This is a genomic window from Gilliamella bombicola (genome assembly GCF_900094945.1).
Lineage (GTDB): Bacteria > Pseudomonadota > Gammaproteobacteria > Enterobacterales > Orbaceae > Gilliamella > Gilliamella bombicola.
In genome coordinates, this window is record NZ_FMAQ01000010.1 from 12,454 (window position 1) to 33,469 (window position 21,016).

Annotated in this window: 20 protein-coding genes; 10 read left to right on the forward strand and 10 right to left on the reverse strand. The window is 34.5% G+C overall.

From position 1 onward, the window contains the following. Positions 1-100 precede the first annotated feature (100 nt). Positions 101-1,030 (forward strand): alpha/beta hydrolase, encoded by a 930-nt coding sequence (locus tag GA0061081_RS08215; RefSeq protein ID WP_160402435.1) that lies wholly within the window; start codon positions 101-103, stop codon positions 1,028-1,030. Between the two features lie 82 nt (positions 1,031-1,112). After that, on the forward strand, positions 1,113-3,356 hold the full coding sequence (locus tag GA0061081_RS08220; protein WP_091349578.1) for a TonB-dependent siderophore receptor: 2,244 nt from the start codon (positions 1,113-1,115) through the stop codon (positions 3,354-3,356). A gap of 187 nt (positions 3,357-3,543) precedes the next feature. Here GA0061081_RS08220 and GA0061081_RS08225 read toward each other — a convergent pair whose 3' ends face one another. From GA0061081_RS08225 to GA0061081_RS08235, 3 genes are read right to left on the reverse strand one after another with little or no spacing between them, the layout of a single operon-like run. Continuing rightward, the gene (locus tag GA0061081_RS08225) at positions 3,544-4,647 is read right to left on the reverse strand and encodes an amidohydrolase (protein ID WP_091349581.1); all 1,104 of its coding nucleotides are present in this window, start codon (positions 4,645-4,647) and stop codon (positions 3,544-3,546) included. 14 nt (positions 4,648-4,661) lie between these two features. After that, a complete protein-coding gene (locus tag GA0061081_RS08230) occupies positions 4,662-5,129 on the reverse strand; it encodes a YjiG family protein (RefSeq protein WP_091349585.1) in 468 nt (155 codons plus the stop codon). Continuing rightward, positions 5,122-5,778: a nucleoside recognition domain-containing protein gene (locus GA0061081_RS08235; protein ID WP_065639206.1), complete on the reverse strand. Its 657-nt coding sequence runs from the start codon at positions 5,776-5,778 to the stop codon at positions 5,122-5,124. Before GA0061081_RS08235 ends, GA0061081_RS08230 begins: the two co-directional genes overlap by 8 nt. Before the next feature lie 565 nt (positions 5,779-6,343). Here GA0061081_RS08235 and GA0061081_RS08240 point away from each other — a divergent pair. Together GA0061081_RS08240 and GA0061081_RS08245 are read left to right on the forward strand one after the other, a co-directional pair. Continuing rightward, positions 6,344-6,667: a DMT family transporter gene (locus GA0061081_RS08240; RefSeq protein WP_180214320.1), complete on the forward strand. Its 324-nt coding sequence runs from the start codon at positions 6,344-6,346 to the stop codon at positions 6,665-6,667. 26 nt (positions 6,668-6,693) lie between these two features. Beyond that, the gene (locus tag GA0061081_RS08245) at positions 6,694-7,008 is read left to right on the forward strand and encodes a DMT family transporter (protein ID WP_091349588.1); all 315 of its coding nucleotides are present in this window, start codon (positions 6,694-6,696) and stop codon (positions 7,006-7,008) included. Positions 7,009-7,105: 97 nt separating this feature from the next. Here the strand turns inward: GA0061081_RS08245 and GA0061081_RS08250 are convergent, their stop codons facing one another. After that, complete coding sequence (locus tag GA0061081_RS08250) at positions 7,106-7,708, reverse strand: peroxiredoxin C (protein WP_091349591.1); 603 nt, start codon at positions 7,706-7,708, stop codon at positions 7,106-7,108. A gap of 124 nt (positions 7,709-7,832) precedes the next feature. After that, a complete protein-coding gene (gene srmB, locus GA0061081_RS08255; protein ID WP_091349593.1) occupies positions 7,833-9,137 on the reverse strand; it encodes an ATP-dependent RNA helicase SrmB in 1,305 nt (434 codons plus the stop codon). Positions 9,138-9,503: 366 nt separating this feature from the next. Here srmB and trmA point away from each other — a divergent pair, with 366 nt between their 5' ends. The 3 genes from trmA (at position 9,504) to GA0061081_RS08270 (ending at position 13,049) form a co-directional block, all read left to right on the forward strand. Continuing rightward, positions 9,504-10,601 (forward strand): tRNA (uridine(54)-C5)-methyltransferase TrmA, encoded by a 1,098-nt coding sequence (gene trmA / locus GA0061081_RS08260; protein WP_091349596.1) that lies wholly within the window; start codon positions 9,504-9,506, stop codon positions 10,599-10,601. 371 nt (positions 10,602-10,972) lie between these two features. Next, positions 10,973-11,659, forward strand: a complete 687-nt coding sequence (locus tag GA0061081_RS08265; RefSeq protein WP_091349598.1) for a heavy metal response regulator transcription factor — start codon at positions 10,973-10,975, stop codon at positions 11,657-11,659. After that, positions 11,646-13,049 carry a heavy metal sensor histidine kinase gene (locus GA0061081_RS08270; RefSeq protein ID WP_167349334.1) on the forward strand — a complete coding sequence of 468 codons (1,404 nt, stop codon included), beginning with the start codon at positions 11,646-11,648 and terminating at the stop codon, positions 13,047-13,049. The genes GA0061081_RS08265 and GA0061081_RS08270 overlap by 14 nt, the downstream gene beginning before the upstream one ends. On the opposite strand, the gene GA0061081_RS08275 is transcribed toward GA0061081_RS08270, so the two are convergent. The 5 genes from GA0061081_RS08275 to GA0061081_RS08295 form a co-directional block, all read right to left on the reverse strand. Beyond that, a complete protein-coding gene (locus GA0061081_RS08275; protein ID WP_091349603.1) occupies positions 13,042-13,242 on the reverse strand; it encodes a YaeP family protein in 201 nt (66 codons plus the stop codon). The genes GA0061081_RS08270 and GA0061081_RS08275 overlap by 8 nt on opposite strands. Positions 13,243-13,265: 23 nt before the next feature. Next, positions 13,266-14,228 (reverse strand): lipopolysaccharide heptosyltransferase RfaC, encoded by a 963-nt coding sequence (rfaC, locus tag GA0061081_RS08280; protein ID WP_091349607.1) that lies wholly within the window; start codon positions 14,226-14,228, stop codon positions 13,266-13,268. Then, positions 14,228-15,277, reverse strand: coding sequence for an ADP-heptose--LPS heptosyltransferase RfaF (gene rfaF, locus GA0061081_RS08285; RefSeq protein WP_091349611.1), 1,050 nt, complete (start codon positions 15,275-15,277; stop codon positions 14,228-14,230). The genes rfaC and rfaF overlap by 1 nt, the downstream gene beginning before the upstream one ends. Before the next feature lie 15 nt (positions 15,278-15,292). Next, entirely contained in the window at positions 15,293-16,219 is a 927-nt protein-coding gene (gene rfaD, locus GA0061081_RS08290; RefSeq protein WP_091349614.1) for an ADP-glyceromanno-heptose 6-epimerase, read from the reverse strand. A gap of 147 nt (positions 16,220-16,366) precedes the next feature. Continuing rightward, a complete protein-coding gene (locus GA0061081_RS08295) occupies positions 16,367-17,338 on the reverse strand; it encodes a KpsF/GutQ family sugar-phosphate isomerase (protein ID WP_091349617.1) in 972 nt (323 codons plus the stop codon). A 274-nt stretch (positions 17,339-17,612) separates the two neighbouring features. Here GA0061081_RS08295 and GA0061081_RS08300 point away from each other — a divergent pair, with 274 nt between their 5' ends. The 3 genes from GA0061081_RS08300 to pdxA all read left to right on the forward strand — a co-directional run bounded on the left by GA0061081_RS08300 (position 17,613) and on the right by pdxA (position 20,838). Next, the gene (locus tag GA0061081_RS08300; RefSeq protein ID WP_091349620.1) at positions 17,613-18,368 is read left to right on the forward strand and encodes a DeoR/GlpR family DNA-binding transcription regulator; all 756 of its coding nucleotides are present in this window, start codon (positions 17,613-17,615) and stop codon (positions 18,366-18,368) included. A gap of 94 nt (positions 18,369-18,462) precedes the next feature. Continuing rightward, positions 18,463-19,767 carry a four-carbon acid sugar kinase family protein gene (locus GA0061081_RS08305; RefSeq protein WP_091349623.1) on the forward strand — a complete coding sequence of 435 codons (1,305 nt, stop codon included), beginning with the start codon at positions 18,463-18,465 and terminating at the stop codon, positions 19,765-19,767. A 69-nt stretch (positions 19,768-19,836) separates the two neighbouring features. Next, positions 19,837-20,838, forward strand: a complete 1,002-nt coding sequence (pdxA, locus tag GA0061081_RS08310) for a 4-hydroxythreonine-4-phosphate dehydrogenase PdxA (protein WP_091349627.1) — start codon at positions 19,837-19,839, stop codon at positions 20,836-20,838. Positions 20,839-21,016 lie beyond the last annotated feature (178 nt).

Consider the following 21,016-nt stretch of genomic DNA (forward strand, 5'->3'; position numbering starts at 1 on the left):
AAAAACGCTAGTTAATATAATAACTGTCATATAAAACTACGATTAATTGCATTGTTAATGTACAATTGTTAATAATTCTCATTATTAATTTAGGATGATGATGCAACGTTTGTTTCTTATCAATTTGTTTGCTTTTTTATTGCTTACTGCTTGTCAAGCAAACTCATCAAAATTTAATCCTCTTGTTATACAAAATGTAAGCGTGGAGAGATTTCATTCCAAATATATTGGTGATTATAAAATTACTATCTATTCACCAAATAAACCTATACCTAAAGATGGATGGCCTATTATTTATCTGTTAGATGGCGATAGTTACTTTTTAACGGCGAATAATATATTAACAACTCAAACGTGTGAACGCTGTATTATTCAAGATGGCATTATTGTTGCTATTGATTATTTTGGTGAAAGTAGACGAGCGCTTGATGATTTACCCAAACCAGAAGTATATACTTTAGAAGTGCTCCCAAATAAAGAAATCAACTTTCCTAAGCAGTATGGCGGTGCTGATGCTTTTTTTAGTTTTATTTCGCAAGAGCTCAAACCTGCTATGGAAAAAAGATTTGCTATTAATCCCCATAAACAATCTATTTTTGGACATTCATACGGTGGGTTATTTGCATTGTATTGTTTTTTTACCAAACCACCTGTTTTCAACACTTATGTCGTATCAAGTCCTTCGTTGTGGTTTAGTGGAGGATATCTTTTTGATACGCTTGATCAATTCATTAAGAATCCAAATAGCCATGTTTTAAAACAACCTACTAATCTATTAATCTCTGTAGGTGGTAGTGAACAATCTCTGAGTGAAGTTGAAAAAAGCCTATCCAAAATAAAACAAGAAGAATTATTAAAGCATCGACAAAACCGTAAAATGGTTGATTCTATAACAAAGTTATTTGAAAAACTAAAACAGGCTAATATTTCAAATTTACGTCTCAGTTATGTCGTTTATCCAAATCAAACACATAAAACTTCAGCGATGATTGCTTTACAAGATGGTATCCAAATTGGATTTCAACGTTAATTAGGTTTCAATCCTTTACAAAATTGATAATGATAATTATTATTAATTAAAGATGTGTTGAATCTTATTATAGGGAAATGTAATGTTAAAATATAAACAGACTTGTCTTTTATCCTTTTTAATTAGCTTAGTGTGTCATTGCGCTTATGCTGATGAACAAAAATCTTCAACGGATAAAATGGTTGATTCTGATGATGTTATGGTTATTACTGCCGCAGAACAAACAAGACAAGCGCTTGGTACTTCAATTATTACTCAGCAAGATATCAAAAAAGTGCCGCCAAAGAATGATCTTTCAGAAATTATCCGTACTATGCCCGGAGTTAATTTAACGGGTAATTCAACGAGTGGTCAACGAGGTAATAATCGTCAGATTGATATTCGTGGTATGGGCCCAGAAAATACACTTATTTTAATTGATGGTAAACCGGTAAAAAGCCGTATGTCTGTTCGATATGGATGGAGAGGTGAACGAGATACCCGAGGTGATAGTAACTGGGTTCCTGCTGATATTATCGAGCGTATTGATGTGATTCGAGGCCCTGCTGCTGCTCGTTATGGTGATGGAGCTGCGGGTGGGGTGATTAATATTATTACTAAACAACCTACAAATATATGGCATGGTTCATTAAATAGTTATATTAGTTTGCCTGTTCACAGTGAAGAAGGGAATTCTAAGAGAACTGATTTTTTATTAACTGGTGGATTGACTGATAATTTGAGTATGCGTTTATATGGTAATATTAATAAAACAGATGCAGATGATTGGGATATAAATCAAAAATATCAAATTAATCCAACATCAGTAAGTGCAGGTCGAGAAGGAGTTCGTAATAAAGATCTTAACGGGCTATTTCGCTGGGATATTACCGATAAACAATCTTTAGAGTTTGAAGCTGGTATTAGTCGGCAAGGTAATATTTATGCTGGTGATACGCAAAATAATAATCCAGATCAGTTAGTCAGTCGTCTATACAATCATGAAACCAATAGAATGTATCGTCAAAACTATGCTCTTACCCATCGAGGATATTGGGATAGTGGTATCAGTATGTTGTCTTATATTCAAAGCGAAAAAACGCGAAATAGTCGTTTAAACGAAGGATTAGCGGGTGGAACAGAAGGGCGATTTAGTGATAATGAATTTTCAACAATTAAATATAATAATGTCACCTTACATCATGAAACCAATTTGCCGTTAACTATTGTTGTACCTCAAACGGTGACTGTTGGTGCTGAATATAATCATCAACGTATGAAAGATCCAAGCTCAAACACGCAAGAAGTTAAAGAAGGTGGTCGTATTCCTTGGATTAAAGAAGTTGAACGTAGTGAATATTCTTCTGCAAATTTGTGGGGAGTATTTATTGAAAATAATATTGAGCTAACATCATCTACCATCTTAACTCCTGCATTAAGATTTAATTATCACAGTCAATCAGGTCGTAACTGGAGTCCTGCTTTAAATTTGGTGCAAGAATTAAATGATTATTTGTCGTTAAAGTTAGGGATTGCTAGAGCTTATAAGGCACCTAATTTGTATCAATCTAATCCTAATTATTTACTCTATAGCCGTGGACAAGGTTGTTATGGCGCTGGTGGTAGCTGTTATTTAATTGGTAATGACCATTTAAAAGCCGAAACAAGTGTTAATAAAGAAATTGGTTTAGAATTTCATGATAATAAGGGGATAATTGCCGGTGTGACTTACTTCCGTAATGATTATCGGAATAAAATCGAATCAGGAATAACCCCTATTGGACATGCAATAGGTGGTGATAAAAAATTTAGAGAATCAAATATATTTCAATGGCAAAATGTTCCTAAATCTGTTGTTGACGGGGTTGAAGGAAGTTTAACTGTACCTGTTACGAATAAAATTAATTGGCGTAATAATTTAACTTGGATGTTGCAGTCAAAAAACAAACAAACAGGTGATTATTTATCGATTATTCCCAAATATACTTTAAATTCATCATTTGATTGGCAAGTGACAGATAAACTATCATTTTTAACATCTGTCACGTGGTACGGTAAACAAAGACCTAAGAAATATGATTATTTTGGTGAAAAGGCGACTAATAGCTCAACGCATCAACTTAGCCCATATTCCATTTTAAATTTTAGTAGTCAATATCAATTTAATCAAAATGCTTCGTTGACATTAGGTGTCGATAATTTATTGAATAAACGTTTATTCCGTGAAGGAAATACTTCATCGCTCAAACATCCAAAAACAGGGAAAATTACGGTATCTGGTGCCGGTGCTGCAACTTATAATGAACCGGGTCGCACATTTTTTGTTAGTACCAGTATTTCATTTTAAGTTTATTTGAATCAAAAAATAAGCCGCCATGTAAAATAATTACTTGGCGGATATTTTAGAAGTTCCTTTTAAATCTATCTACAAAATAATTTCAATATATACAAAACGAAATATCGAGTACCTGTATAATTTGTATAGATGTTAGCTTTAGTTAACAAACTCCATCAGTTATTTGGTAAAGTAAAGATTATTTACCCAAAACTTTTAATGCACAGGCTTTTGTTATTTTGACGCCGTTTTCTAATGCTGAAGTGTCAAACTTCATTTCTGGATGATGTAATCCTGGGGTTAAATCAGCACCTAATCCCCAAAAGCCAGCTTTGACATTGCGTTGACATGGATAGTTGAAAAAATCTTCTCCACCTGGAGTAAAGATTGGATCTTTTAAACCTTCTTTTCCAAGTACATCAACAATTGCTTCGGCAATAATTTTGGTGACATCGTTATCAATTTCAGCAGCTGGGATCTCTTTAGTGACATTGATATCCACTTTGCCACCGATAGATTCAACACTGAGTTTTATTGCATTTAGAGTTTTGGCTTTGAGCTCATTCATAGCTGGGTTTGTTGAGGTTCTTAGATCCCAACATACATACGCTTCAGATGGAATGGCATTAGTTACTCCTGCATCACAAATACAACGTGTTGCTTTGACGCTATAAGTTAAACTTGGTGCAAGGTGAATGGTGTTAACCGCTTGAATGGCAAGTGTTGCTGCATCAAGTGCATTAATACCTAAATGTGGGCGAGCACCATGCGCAGGTATTCCATGAATACTTGCTTCAACGGTAGTGGATGCCGAATAGTACATGGCTGCTGAGGCAAAGTCTTTAGGACATTCATCTTTAGGGCGTAAATGTAAGCCGATAATCATGTCAACATCGTCAATAACGCCACCTTCAATCATGGCTAAAGCGCCTGAACCAAGCTCTTCAGCTGGTTGGAAGATCAGTTTTAATCGTCCTTTTTTGATGTTGTTTTCTTTTATTAGTTCTTGTGCCGCAGTTAATAATATTGATGAGTGGCCATCATGACCACATGTGTGCCTTGCACAATGCTTACCATCAATGATATGACCCAATGCATCCATATCAGCTCGTAAAGCCAGAACAGGACCCGGTTTTCCGCTATCATATTGGGCAACTATGCCAGTTGTGTTATTAACATTGCGAGTTACTGTATAGCCGGCTTGTTCAAGCTGCTGTGCAATATATGCCGATGTTTTGTGTTCTTCAAATCCTAATTCAGGAATTTGATGTAAATATTGATAATGTTCTAATACATTAGACATTGAGATCTCCTTTATCAAACAATAAATCGCATAATAACCATTGCAATTAGTGCATTAAAAATACTGTTTAACATGAGTAAAGGCCAGTATTTTTTAGGTACATCTGCAACGCCTAATAATCGTCCCATATATTGCAATTGTGAGCCCATTAAGAAAATAGCAGGAGCAAGAATGGTTATTGCTGTCGCATTGAGTGTGCCACTAGTAAATAAGTTAACGGCAACACCAGTTCCCGCTGATGCTGATAACCATGCGGTCAATAGTACGGTAATGGCTTCGCCTGGTAGGCCAAAAATTTCCATGACTGGTGCGCAATAAGTTCCAATAAATTGCATTATACCTAAACGTTTTAGAATTTCGGTGATAACAAATGCCATTAAGATGTTTGGCATTAAATTGTTAATGGCGATATTGAATCCTTTGCGTGCACCAATAACAAAGATATCTAAAGGGTTATTTGTTTGTTTTTGTGAATTACTCATTGATAAAATCCTTTTTATAAATTGAATTTAATACCAAGCGGACAAGTATAGCGCCAACAAATTTAAGCACTAACATAATGACAAGAGGAATAAAAATAGCCACGGTCATTGAGGCAAATAATGCTGAACCAATCGAAAAGTAGTTATTGATTAAACCTGCACCAGAATATTGCCAAGCACTAATGATGATTAGATCCTTTTTGGTAATTTGCTTTTCGTCATATAATTCTTTGGTTAATACTGCACCTGCATCAGTACTTTGTAGATCGGTAATTAATGCAAGTCCAGTTTTGCCCGGAACACCTAAGATTGGTTTTAATAATGGTGTTAACAATTTGTGTGCTGCACGGATTGTGCCGTAATGGGTAAAGATTTCTAACACGCCTAAAGCTAACATAACCGTTGGTATAAGAGATAAAGCAAAAATAAAGCCAGCTCTAGCACTGTTACCCCCTTCACCTACAAAGGTGTTCTTTTCAGGATGAAGCATGGTGCCAAATTTACCGCTTAAGCTAGTAAAATCAAATGCACCTAGCCATTCTTTTCCCTCTACATTAAAAAACAACCCCGAAAAAAACAAAATTGCCACTACCAGTGACACATAGGCTTTTATACCCACTTTGAACTCATTGTCCGATTTTTTTGACATGCTATCTTCCTTTTCATTTGATTTAAACTACTGATATATCCTATAAATGGTGATATTTTAGAAGTGTAAAAAAACGTCTACTTCATGTTTTACTTATAAAATAGCCCAAAAGTGCTATTTTATTATTCTATAACGATTCTAAATTAAATTGAAAAAGATATAACTATTTTTATTTTTTTCTAACAATTCATCTGTTTCGTTTATATCTTGCAAAAAAATCGGCCTATAAAGGTGGCAGAGGAGAGTTTGTATAAATGGTAAAATGTTGAATTATACAATTTTGTCCTTGCCATTTGTAATTCTTCATTATAGAATCATTTACTTATTTGAAAAATAAGAATAAAAATTGTTAAGATGTTTCATAAACGTTAAGCGATTTTGGTTTAATCGTTAGGAGTATATAACAATTGACATCTTTTGGTGGCAGATCCTTTTATTTGCGAACCATCTTTTGTTTTGTCATTGCTTATCAGCAATAGAGCATAATCAAGCATTATACTTAAAATAGATTGCAGTAAAAAAATAGATTGCTACGGCAAAAATAAAATAACGAAGCGAGGTAGCTATGTTTAGCGTGAATAGAGAGTGGGCATTTGTGATGCTGACCTGCTTTTTTGAATTATGTTGGATTCTAGGATTTAGTATCGCAACCGAGCTTTGGCAATGGGGTATTATTGTGTTTCTCATTGTTGTGGATTTTACGTTTTTGACTAATGCTTGTAAGACAATCCCTACAGGTACGGTTTATGCCATATTTTCGGGAGTTGGTGCAATTGGAGCAACTGCAATTGATATGTTGCTTTTTGGAAAAGAGATTAAATTAATTCAACTTTTTTTTGTAGCACTAATTATTATTGGTGTTATACAACTCAAACGAGCCGATAGTTAATATTATAATAAAGGACAATTTTAATCATGGGATGGCTGTTGATATTGATCGCTTCAGTTTTTGAAGTTGCTGGTGCGATTGGCCTTAAGTTATATGCTGAGCAAAAAAATTTGTTTAGACTTGCGTTATATTGGGGGGGATTTTTTGTTTCTTTTGTCCTTTTTTATTTTTCGCTTCATTATCTTGATTTAAGTATTGTATATCCTGTTTGGGTGGGGCTTGGTACATCGGGTGCTGTGTTAGCTAATATGTTGTTGTTTAATGAGCCTAGAAACTTTCCTCGTTTGTGTGGGCTTTCTATTATTATTATTGGTGTTGTGGGTTTACATGTTACTTTATGATTATTTTCTATTAATTTTTTGAGGATAAAAAAAAAACCGGAGATAAACTCCGGCAATGTAAAATGTAAATGAAGATCATTGGATGAATAAACAGAAATTAGATTTCGTTAGCATGCTCTTTTAAGAAACTAGCAACGCCGTTTGGATTCGCTTTCATGCCTTTTTTACCTTTTGTCCATTGCGCAGGACATACTTCGCCGTGCTCTTCATGGAATTGAAGTGCATCAACAATACGAATCATTTCGTCAATGTTGCGACCAATAGGTAAATCGTTAATAGTTTCATGACGTACAATACCTTCTTTATCAATAAAGAATGAAGCACGTAATGCAACACCGGCTTCAGGATGTTCAATACCATAAGCTTGCATAATTGAGTGTTTAACATCGGCAACAATTGGGAATTTTACTTCGCCAATACCGCCTTTATCTTGTGGGGTATTACGCCATGCATTGTGCACGTATTCTGAGTCCATTGAAACACCAATTACTTCAACTCCTCGTTTTTTAAATTCTTCTAGGCGGTGATCAAATGCAATAATTTCTGATGGGCAAACAAAAGTGAAGTCCATTGGCCAAAAGAATACAACAGCATATTTACCTTGAATATGTTGTGATAAATTGAAGTTGTTAACTATTTCACCAGAACCTAAAACAGCTGCTGATGTGAAATCTGGTGCTTTACGAGTGACTAATGTCATGCGTTTTTTCTCCTATGTATTAGTGCAAATTTGTTTCTACGTATTATAGCGATTTAAACTTATTGTCCAAGTTGTTATAAACAATTGATACCATAACTTTAAACTATTAATGTGTGAGTTATTGTTAGGCATTAATTATTGATTTTTTGGGTTTGCCTTTATTTTTGGTATCTCGATGGCGTTGCTTTACTTTTTTCTTTTTGACATCTTCTTTTTTGTTGGCGTTTTTTAATTTTGCCTTTTGTGAAGGCTTTTTCTTAGTTGCTGGTTTTGGCGCTTTTGTTTTAGGACGCAATTCGTCAATTGTTCTTAATTTGATCGGTTCTTGAATGTAACGCTCAATTTTTTGTAGTAATTCGTTATCATGTGCTTCGACTAGTGTTATTGCAGTACCTTTTTTCCCAGCGCGAGCTGTGCGACCAATGCGGTGCAAGTAAATATCGGCGGTTTTCGGGGCATCAAAATTAATAACGTGGGTTATATCGTCAATATCAATCCCACGCGCTGCAACATCAGTTGCAACCAGTACATTAACGGTATTATTACTAATTCTTTTGATTGCTTCGTTGCGTTTTGCTTGTACCATTTCGCCTTCTAAGTAGCAACTATGTATACCTGCTTGATGCAGCATGCTAACTAATTCGTGCACACGTTCACGTTTACGAACAAATACAATTGTTTTTTTAAATTCTTCTTGTTTTAACAAATGAGTAAGCAGTGCTACTTTGTGAGTGAGATCGTCAGCACGATAATAAAATTGTAAGATCTTTTTGCGTTCTTTACGCGACGGGTCGGCGTTGATTTCGATTGGTGCATTCAAAATTCGACTAGCAAAATTATGTAGTCCTTCGCCTTCAAGTGTCGCTGAGAATAATAAGGTTTGCTTACGCCAGCGAGTTTCGGCTGATATGGTTTCAACATCTTGCGAAAAGCCCATGTCTAGCATGCGATCCGCTTCATCTAAAATCAACATTTCAACAGCTCGACAATCAAAATTTTCTTCTTTTATATACTGTAATAAACGACCGGTTGTAGCAATAACAATATCTTGATTTTTGCTAAATACTTCGGCGTGATTCATATACGCAACACCGCCGGTAATAGTTGCAATGCTTAAATGTGTCGATTCTGTTAATAATTTGGCTTGTTCAGCAATTTGCATAGCAAGCTCACGTGTTGGTGTTAATATCAAAATGCGTGGTGGACCAGGTTTACGTCGTGGAAAATCCAATAAATGTTGTACAGCAGGAATTAAAAAAGCCAGTGTTTTACCGGTCCCAGTGGGAGCGGAACCTAAAATATCTTTGCCATCTAAAGCAACGGGAATGGTTTGCGCTTGTATAACTGTTGGAGTATTTATATTTTGTGCTTGAAGATTGTGAATTAATATATCATCTAATTCTAAATCAGAAAAAGTGTGTGCTGTCATAGTGTTCTTGTTATCTAAAATTATAGGGCACATTATAACGGCAATTGTTATAACTACAATCAATAAAAGTGTGATGGATTATTATTCGTTCTTTGTGAGGTGTTTAATTGCTGGTAATTTTTTGTGATTTAACAGTCTGTCTGTATGTCTGATAATTATGCGCTTTATTTCAGCAAAACTTATCATCATTGGTTATTTATGGTAAGATTAAGGCGTGGTTATGCCATACGAAATGATTATTTGTTTACACTGTAGACATTAAATTAATTTAAATAGTTTGGTGTTTAACCATTTTATAAGCTAACGCAAATTAATTTGGAATTTCATATTAAATAGTACTCCTATAATCACTACCAGATAATGACTATGACTGAATGTTTTTCGAATGATAACTATAATCAACAATTAGAAAAAAAAGTAGATAATTTAAAGGCATTGTTATCAGACTTTTCACTTCCCAAATTAGCAGTCTATTCATCGCCTATTAGCCATTATCGTATGCGTGCTGAGTTTAGAATCTGGCATGATGGCGAAGATCTTTATCATGTTATGTATGATAAAAAAACAAAAAAAAGGATTAGGGTCGATGAATTTCCTATCGCAACTAAACTCATTAATCGAGCCATGCAAGCTATTTTGCCTTTGTTGCAACATAATCAGTTACTTCGCCATTTATTATTTCAAATTGATTATTTTTCGACGTTAAGTGGTCAGCTATTAATTACGCTTTTGTATCATAAAAAGTTAAATGATGCATGGATTATTGAAGCAAAAAAATTAAAAATGCAATTAGCTGAGCAGGGGATAGATGTTCATATCGTTGGGCGAGCAAGTAATCAAAAAATTACCATAGATGTCGATTATGTTGATGAAGTTTTGCCTGTAATGGATAAAGTGTTCGTTTATCGTCAAGTCGAAAATAGTTTTACTCAGCCTAACGCTGCGGTAAATATTAAAATGCTACAGTGGGCTATATCAGTCACTAAAAACTCGTTAGGTGATTTACTTGAGTTTTATTGCGGTAATGGTAACTTTTCAATAGCACTGGCACAAAATTTTCGCAAAGTATTGGCTACCGAAATAGCTAAAGCATCGGTTTATTCAGCTCAGTATAATATTGCAGTTAATCATATTGATAACCTAATTATTGTACGATTGTCGGCCGAAGAATTTACTTGCGCAATTAAAAAAGAACGCGAGTTTAATCGTTTAAAAGGGATTAATTTAGATGATTATCAGTGTGATACGGTACTTGTTGATCCTCCCCGCAGTGGATTGGATTTAAATACCATTGATATATTGAAATCCTATAAAACTATTATTTATATTTCGTGTAATCCTTATACACTGCGCGACAATTTGCAGCTACTGACTAAGACTCATTCAATCCAACATTTTGCTATGTTTGATCAGTTTCCTTATACCGATCATATTGAAACAGGTATTGTGTTGTGTAAAAAGTAAAAGAAAGTAAAAGAATGTAGAATATAGAGTATTATTTGCTAAAATACTCCGACATCTATACCTAATTGCTTGCTGTTTCCAGTTTATATGCAAACTTTTACATCAATTTAGAATAAAAAAAAACCCTAGATAAACTAGGGTGCATTAAATTGCAAGGAATGGATGAAAGGAAATAAAACAATGAAACAGTAATGTCTAGCTTCATGAATCATTGTGTGGCTACTATAACAAAGAAAAACCAACTAGTTGATGACATTATTATTACAAAATAGTCATAAATTTATCATGGTTGGTTTAGCGTCTGTCATTTATTCTATAGCATTGTTATGCAATTTCGGCAATCAGATAAATAACAAAGGAAGTATTCAAATATGAAATTGTTAGTAGTTGAAGATGAGCAAAAAACAGGTGAATATCTTCGCCAAGGTTTAGTTGAATCTGGATTTGTTGTTGATCTAACAAATAATGGCCTTGATGGCTATCATCGAGCCATGACTGAAGACTATGATTTAATCATTTTAGATGTCATGTTGCCAGATATTGTTGGTTGGAAAATTGTTCAGTCATTGCGTGAAGCAGGTAAAGATGTCCAAATTATGTTGCTCACAGCTATGGGTAGTGTGGATGATAAAGTAAAAGGTCTTAACTTAGGTGCAGATGATTATTTAGTAAAACCTTTTTCGTTTGCCGAATTATTAGCACGAGTTAAATCTCTGCTTCGTCGTAATGTTCCTCAGGTCAATAATTCTCAATTGAGTATTGCTGATTTGGTCATGGATCTTCATAAACGAACAGTAACTCGTGGAGATAAACGTATCGATTTAACTAATAAAGAATTTTTATTGTTAGAGTATTTTTTACGGTATCCAGGAGAGGTGTTGCCTCGTTCCTTAATTGCGTCTCAAGTTTGGGATATGAATTTTGATAGCGACACTAATGTGATTGATGTCGCGATTCGACGATTACGTAATAAAATTGATGCCGATTTTGAACCAAAGTTAATTCATACAGTTCGTGGAATGGGGTATAAGTTAGATGTCTTGGATGAAAACGAGTAAGTTAATCTCATTTCGTTTGCCGCTTGCTGTTTGTTTGTTAACAAGTGGTCTGCTTTATTGTTTCAGTTTTTTAATTGAACACTCTTTTGAAAAAATATCAATTCAACACAATGTCTCCGAACTTAATTCGGTTATTGATTCTATTGAACGCGAGCTTGTTTACTATTCTCCAGATGAGAATCGTGATGAGTTTATTCAGAATTTATTACTAATTTTAACTGGTCATCATCGTTTGTTTGTTTATGTTATTGATGATACAGGTAAAATTGTTTATCGAACCCGTGGTCCAAATTTAGCCTTTGCTAAAACTCAAATTGATTTTGATGCTATTATTAAAAATCACAGCACAGCTATTTGGAATCAAGATAAAGCATCGTATCGGGTTGCTGCGTCAAGCGTTGTTATTGAAAATGGTAAAAAATATACTACTATAGCTGCTGTTGGTCGTGACTTATATATTGAATTTATTCATCGATTACACGATGGTTTAGGATTACTTATTGGTATTGCTTGTATTTTGGCATTAATTGGTTCTTTTATTAGTATCTATTTTACTCAAAAACCCATAAATCGATTGATTAAAAAGATCGAGAAAATTAATCTTAAAAGCTTGAATTACCGTATTCCTACATCTTTGGTTCCCATTAAATACGTTAGCTTAGTGAAAGCATTTAATCATATGCTTAATCGTATGGAGGATGTGTTTCAGCGTCAACGAAATTTTACGGCAGATATTGCCCATGAAATGCGAACACCTATTACCAATCTAACAACACAAACACAAATTGTGCTTAGTAATGCTCGATCGACTAACGAATACCGTGAGATTTTATATTCTAATTTAGAAGAATACGAAAAAATGTCGCAGATGATTTCTGATATGCTATTTTTAGCACAAGCAGATAATCGTCAATTGGTACCCAATTTAATTGATATTGATTTACATAATATGATCACAATGATGTGTGAGTATTTTGAACCACTGGCTGATGAGAAAAATATCGTCTTTAACCTTGAAGGTAACTGTTCCCATATTCAAGGGGACAAGATGATGTTAGGGCGAGCAATTAGTAATATTTTATCCAATGCAATTCGTTATACACCAGAAAACCAAATTATCACAATAACTTTAAGTCAAGTCAGCGAAAAACGCATTAGGATCATTATTGCTAATCCGGGTAAAAAAATTGATAGTAAACATTTACCACATCTTTTTGATCGGTTTTATCGGGTTGATGAGTCACGCCATCGTAATGGTAATGATAGTTCGGGTACAGGCATAGGGCTTGCGATCGTAAAATCCATTGTTGAAACGCATAAAGGCTCGATTTATGCTGAATCCGATGAGCAATCTACGAGATTTATTATTAGTTTACCAGCGACTATTTAACATCAAAGTCGCTGATCAATAAATTAGCTGCTGCATAAGCAGCTTTATCTTTTAGTTCTTGCGGTACGTGATCGTTACGAACAATGTCATCCAAAACTTGCATAACAGCCCCTAAGGCATCTTCAATGTAACCTAGATCATTACTGCCAATTTGTGCGTATTTTTCGCAAATAAGTTCGCTATATTTATTCATTGCATACTTTCCTTTTGGTTAACTTATAAAAAATTAGCTAATTGTTGATAAACTTGTTCGGCTTGAATGGTTTGCATGCTTTTTTCGTTTGAGATAATGCTGAATTGATTTTTTCCATATCCTCCGATTAGTTTAGGATCTGTTTTGCCAAATAAAGTAATATTGGGACGATCTAATGCAGCAGTTAGGTGACTTAGTCCTGTATCAACCGAAACAACCGCTTTTGCTCCAGCAATAATGGTTGCTATGTCAGAAAGTGGACATTTTGGAAGTACTTCGACATGTTGAAATCCCTGAGCTAGGCGAATTGCGCGTGCTTGTTCATGTGGTGCCCCCCAAGGTAGCTTTATTCTTAATCCTGTCGGTTCAACTAATTTAATTAATTTTCGCCAAGCGTCTTCACTCCAATGTTTTTCATCGCGGGTTGTTGCGTGTAAAAAAATTAGATACTGTTGATTATCGCTAGGTAGTGAAGATAAAAAGTGGCGTGCAATGGCATAATCACCCATTGAATTAGGTAGTTGGTACTGTAGACTTTGCGCAAACAGCAATCTAATGCGCTCAATGGCATGCATCTGTTTGGGTACATTGTGTTTTACATCATAAAACCAACTGGCAATGGGCTCTTTGATGCTTTTTCGATCCAAACCGTGCTTAATGCCTTGAGCTTTACGAGTAATAAGAAATGCACTTTTAATAAGTCCTTGCGCATCAATAATCACATCATATTGTTGTTGCCTTAAGGTTTGAATAAAGTCATGACGTTCTTGGCGAGTTGTTTTGGCAAACCAGCTTTTTCGCCAGCGTCTTATTGCAACAGGGATCACTTTATTTACTGCATAGTGCCAACTGGGTATTTGGGCAAAATTTTCTTCTACTACCCAATCAAAAGTTATATTTGCTAAGTTGTTGGACGCATCAGTTAATGCTGGTAAAGTATGAAGTACATCCCCCATGGATGATGTTTTAACAACTAGTACACGCATTATCCATTACTCTTTTCACAACGCATAATGAGTTTCATTAATGTTTCAAATACGTTATCAGGTTTAATATCAATTAAGCTTTGATGATAGCCCTGTTCAGCATCCCCCTGGCGCACACGTTGGTAGCCAGTAATTAGACGAATAACTTCGGCTTTATTTGATAATGGTGGTGTGAAATCAGGGCTACTTGGTCCATAAAGTGCCACCAGTGGTCTATCTAATGCAGCAGCAACATGCATTAATCCCGAATCATTAGTAACAATCGCTTTACAAGCGGCAATTAAACTCACTGCTTGTTCTAATTGGGTTTGTCCAGCTAAGTTAATACATTGATCGCCATGTGTCATTTTTGCAATAATCTGTTCACCAACGTTGCGATCTTTTACGGAACCCAAAATAATAATTTTAGCATGTTGTTGAACTAGCATATCGGCAAGAGCTGCGTAATGATAATCTGGCCAACGTTTTGCTGGGCCAAATTCAGCACCTGGGCAAAAACCAATTAATGGTTTATCTTGTGCAATTGTAAAAGTTGAAAGTGCTTGCGTTATTTCATCTTGTTCAACATTGAGTTTAGGCCATAACAGAGGCTGTGGTAAGTCCGATGCCGAGTGAATTTGATCTTTAGGATAAGCAAGTGCAACATAGCGTTCAATCATTAGCGGAAAAGCCTGCTTATCAAGTTTTCGTATATCATTTAATAATCCATAACGCATTTCGCCTTTCCAACCTGTACGTTTAGATACTTTTGCAAAAAATGGGATTAATGCGGATTTAAATGAGTTAGGTAACACAATTGCTTGATCATAATGGCTATCACGTAGTGATTTTCCTATTTCGTGACGTTTTGCTAAGGCAAACTCACCATGCCCTAATGGCATTGCAATTGCTTGATTCACTTCTGGCATTTTATTTAACAGCGCTCGACACCAAGCAGGTGCTAAAACATCAATTTGGTTATTAGAATCAAGTTGTTTTAATGTACGATACAGACTTTGCGACATCATCATATCGCCAACCCATGAAGGACCAATAATGAGTGTTTTCATTTAATTAATTCCGTTTTATTGTTCATTTAACCATTTCATATATTCAGCAGTGCCTTCTGCAACGGTTTTAAATTCGATTGAACATGTTGTTTGTCTAAATTTAGTCAGATCAGCTTGGGTATAGCTTTGATAGCGTCCTTTTAGATGATCAGGGAAAGGAATATAATCAATTTCGCCTTTTTTATGGTAGTTAAGTACTGCATCAGCAACGGCTTGAAAGGATTCTGCTCGACCTGTTCCACAGTTATAAATGCCCGAGATTTTGTTTTTCCAGAACCACAAATTGACCGCAACGACATCACCAACATAAATAAAGTCACGCTTAAAATTCTCACTGCCAGCAAACAGTTTTGGTTTTTCACCTTTGTTAATCTGTTCATTTAAGTGAAATGCAACACTCGCCATGCTGCCTTTGTGCGATTCGCGAGGTCCATAGACATTAAAATAACGGAATCCACAAACTGGTGAATTAGCTTGGGGTAATACTTGTCTTACGTATTGGTCAAATAAGAATTTAGAATAACCATAAACATTTAAAGGTTTTTCGTAAGTACGATCTTCAATAAAGTTATCACTGCGTCCGCCATACGTCGCAGCTGATGATGCATATAAAAATGGAATGTTGAAGTCTAAACAATAATGCAATAAGTCCTTTGAATAGTCATAATTGTTTTCCATCATAAATTTACCATCCCATTCAGTGGTTGATGAACAAGCACCTTGGTGAAAAACAACATCAATATCAAGATCTTCATGACTAATAATAGCTGCAATAAACTCGTCTTTATCCATATAATCGGCAATATCTAGATCAGCCAAATTGGCAAATTTAGTGCCGTCGGTTAAATCATCAACAACCAAAATGTCTTTATGTCCTAGATCATTCAGACCTTTAACAATATTACTACCAATAAATCCTGCACCGCCCGTTACAACAATCATGATTATTTTCCTTAACCAATAAAACTAATCTGCTTATGATAACGATTTATGATAAATTTTTCGAGTGCTCATTTTAGTTTATATAGTTATTTTAATAAGGTTCCACTAGCATAATTTGCAAGACATTATTTTTGATAAAAATAAATTTTAATGATGAATGTCTGTAATATGCATCATCCCAAGAAAATGATTTTTATCATCAATTACAGGTAAAACAGTGATAGGTCTAGGTTTATGGTGTTCCATAACTAAAATTGCTTCACTAACATATTGATTTTCATTTATTGTTGTAGGATTGGTTATCATTATTTCTTTTACATTTTTATTTAGTAAATCGGGATAAACTTTGAGCTGTCTTCTTATGTCACCATCGGTGATGATGCCTAGTAAAATATTGTTTTTATCTATCACACCAACTGCGCCAATGCCTGAATCAGTCATTACAAAAATAGCGTTATATATATTTTTTTCTGATGTTATAAATGCTTTTCTATTCTGCATTTTAACCAAATTTTTAACCGTCTTTAATCGTATTTTCCCTAAGTTACCACCAGGATGATAAAACGCAAAGTCTTTATCGGTAAATCCTTTTGCTTGCATTATCGTTATAGCTAGTGCATCGCCTAGTGCTAATTGTACTGTGGTGCTGGTTGTTGGCGCTAAATTATGTGGACAAGCTTCTTGTTGAACTTGTGCGTTTAAATGGCAGCTAGCAAATTGAGCCAGTGTTGATGATGCATTACCACATATTGAAATTAACGGTGCACCGATTAATTTAATAGTTGGTAAAATATTAACAATTTCAGAAGTTTCACCACTATTTGATATAGCAATGATGATATCATCTTTGGTAATACTCCCTAAATCACCATGAATGGCTTCAGCTGGATGCAAATAAAATGAAGGTGTTCCAGTACTCATTAATGTTGCTGATAACTTGTGTGCAATATAACCGGGTTTGCCTATACCAGTAACAATAACTCTCCCTTTAGTTGTTAGAATTAATTCGACAGCTTTAACAAAATTTTCGTTGATCGTGCTGATAATTGATTTAATACCTTTTGCCTCTGTGTGTAAAACCTGTTTTGCTGTTTGAATGATTTCATTTTTATTTAGCATATGATTATTCCATTTCTTTATTTAAAGTATATTTTTTTGAATTATTTATATAAATGTACTGTTTACTTAGGTTTGTTTCTATAGCAGTTTCTATGAATAATTTTATGTGTAATGGTGAAAATAATCTCAATGATTAACAAAAATCTATCCATCAAAACATTAAAGTTTGACTGTGATCACAATTGTTAAATTATGGTGTGAAAGTGTTAAATGATTAACATATTTTGCATTATTAACTATTTACAATTAATCCAACTTAACAGAGAGATATCTTATGAACCAAGAATTACCAAGATATAAACGAATTCTCGAATATTTAGATGAGTATGATGTTGCTACTATTAATTTGTTATCGAATCTATTTTCGGTTTCACATATGAGTATACGTCGTGATTTAAAAATTTTGCAAGAAAAGGGGCTAGTTAGAGTTTCTTATGGTGGTGAAATAAAGCGAAGTTTTTTAAATGGTACTCCGCTTTACAATGTCAAACAAAGCCGTTTTTCAGAAAGTAAAAAAAAAGTGGGTAAAATTGCAGCCGGCTTATTACAACCTGGTATGGTTATTTTTATTGATGCGGGAACCACTATGCGAGAATTTGCTCTTAACATCAATGTTCCTATCACTGCTATTACACCTGATTTACATATTGCGATTGAATTAACTCGTCGTCCAGAGATCAATACTATTATTTGCCCAGGGGAAGTACAAAACTCCATTGTTGCAACTTATAACACTCAGACAATGAAATATTTATCTGAACAGGTTATTGATTTGGCATTTATTGGTGCTGATGGTTTTAATTTTGAAGATGGTGCACTTACTACAACACAAATTAAAGCTGATTGTAAATGGATGGCTGTATCAAGATCGATTCAATCAGCATTATTAGTTGATAGTAGCAAATTAGGATTACGTTGTCGATTTAAGATCTGTGATTTGAATCGATTTAATTATTTAATCACAGAAAAAAAATTTCCTGAAAGTTTCGAAAAAAAATTAGTGAATCAAGATATTAAGTTTATTTATTAAGGAGGGTATTAACCATATTTGAGAATACCGTTTTGTGAAGATGTATAAAAATGAGTTCATTTAATGAACTTAAGTATCGATAGGGAGTAAATATATGAAAGTAGCCGTTGTAGCCGATGATTTAACAGGCGCCAATGCCACGAGTGCATTGTTAAGCAAAAAAGGGTTCAATGCAATTACATGTTTAGAAAGTTTTAATGAAGATTTAACTAGATTTGATGTGATTTCGTTTGCAACAGACTCTCGCTCAATTCCATATAAGGAAGCTTATTCTCGTGTTGTTAATTGTATCAGTCAGTTTAAACAATATCGTCCCCTTATTAGTAAACGTATTGATTCAACATTACGTGGTAACTTAGGAGCTGAAGTCGATGCCGTCATTGATAATGATCCTGACTTAATGGCATTGGTTGTACCAGTTTATCCTTCAAGTGATAGAATTTGTGTTGGTGGTTCTCTATTAGTCAATGGCATTCCTTTACAAAATACTGCCATGCGTAATGATCCTAAAAATCCTATGACTGAATCATCTATTCTTGAATTATTTCGATGCCAGTCTCGTTATCCTATTTCACATATAGCCCTAAAAGATGTTTTAGAAGGTAAAGAAAGAATAGAGCAAAGGCTAAAGCAAGTTTATCAGCAAGGTGGACGTATTGTGATCTTTGATGCAACAACCGATACCGATATAAGTGTTATTGCGCAAGCTGCAAATAATGCCGATTTACCTGTTTTTTGTGTTGATCCTGGTCCTTTTACTGCACAATTTGCGCATTTGCGCTATTCAAGTGAGCGAAAGATGGCAAATAAAGTTTTTATTGCAATTGGTAGTGTGTCTGAATTAACCCAACGACAAATTAAAAAGTTGAAATACGATCGAAAAGTGTGGTTAGAAACAGTGTTGGTAAGTGAATTAATTGAGATATCTAAAGATACCAAAAAAGCCGAACCGATTGTAACTAGATTATTAACCAAAATAGAGCAGTTTGATGTAATTGGCATTGATACGGTCGAAACACCTGAGCAGGTCTCTAATCTGACTAGCCTTGCGGAAGGCTACAATATGAGCATAGTTGAAATAAGTAATGCATTAAATAAAGGAATTGCAGAAATTACTGCTCAAGTTTTGTTTCATCCTGAATCAATCATTCGCGGTATTTACACGAGTGGTGGAGATGTAACAGTGAATGTTGTTAATCGTTTGGGGAGTAGTGGTTTTTTGTTAAAAGATGAAATTGAACCTTTAACAGTTTATGGGCATTTGGTGGGAGGAAAATGTGATGGTTATTCAATTGTAACAAAAGGCGGATTTGTGGGTAATGACAATACTCTAGTTCACTGCATTGATTATTTAAGTACTAAGATTTCATCTCATGAAAGTCAAAAGTCTAATCCATAATTATGTAACTGATTTATTTAAAAATTATTCATTTTATTTTTTTTATTACTATTTCTAAGGAGTCGAAAAATGAGTCGTCGTTGTATGATCGGGGTACCAATGGGTGATCCTGCTGGAATAGGACCAGAAATTGTTGTTAAAAGTATCGCCGAACCAGAAACATATCAATATGGTTGTGTGGTAGTCACTGGGGATAAAAAAATTTTAGCCGATGCGTGTAACTTTTCCAAAGTTAACCTACACATCAATGTTATTAACGATTTATCGCAAGTGCGGGATGAACCAAATAATTTAAACCTTATTCAGTGTGGTGAGTTAAATTATAGTACATTCAAAAATGGAAAAATTGAAGGTCAATGTGGGAAAGCAGCATTTGATTATATCAAAAAAATTACTGAGCTAGCTATGCAAGGTAAGCTTGATGCTATAGCTACAACGCCAATTAATAAGGAATCATTAAAAGCAGGTCAAGTTAACTATATTGGTCATACTGAAATTTTAGCTGACTTAACCAATAGTCAAGATCCTTTGACTATGTTTCAGGTCAAAGATCTACGAGTGTTTTTTTTAACTCGCCATGTGTCTTTAGTTAATGCCATTCAATCTTTAACTCCTGAAAGAGTTTGTGATTATGCTGTTCGTTGTAATGATGCTTTGATCAAATTAGGTATTAAAAATCCTAAAATGACGGTAGCTGGTATTAATCCTCATTGCGGTGAACATGGTCTATTTGGTCATGAAGATGACGATATTTTGTTACCTGGTATTGAGATGGCACAGCAGAAAGGAATTAATATCAGTGGTCCTAAACCAGCTGACAGTGTTTTTTATTTTGCTATGGGGGGAGCTTATGATGCTGTTTTATCTCCTTATCATGATCAAGGTCATATTGCGACTAAAATGGTTGATTTCCATCGTACTATTTCAATTACTAATGGTATGCCAATTCTTCGGACTTCTGTTGATCACGGTACAGCAAATGATATCGCAGGAAAGGGGATTGCCAATGCAGTTAGTTTAATTGAGGCAATTCGTTTAGCTGCATTGTATGCACCAAAATTCAAATGCTAATCAATGTGGTTTCTGCTTTAGATAATTTCATATTCGATAGCATTTGTTCTCTATCGAAAGGAGAATTTATATGTCAAAAAAAAATAATCCAAAAAAGACACTTTATCCTTACGTCATGCTTAATGGTATTATTTTGCTTGTAGTGGGACTGATTGTCTTTTATCTAGGTAGTTTAGAA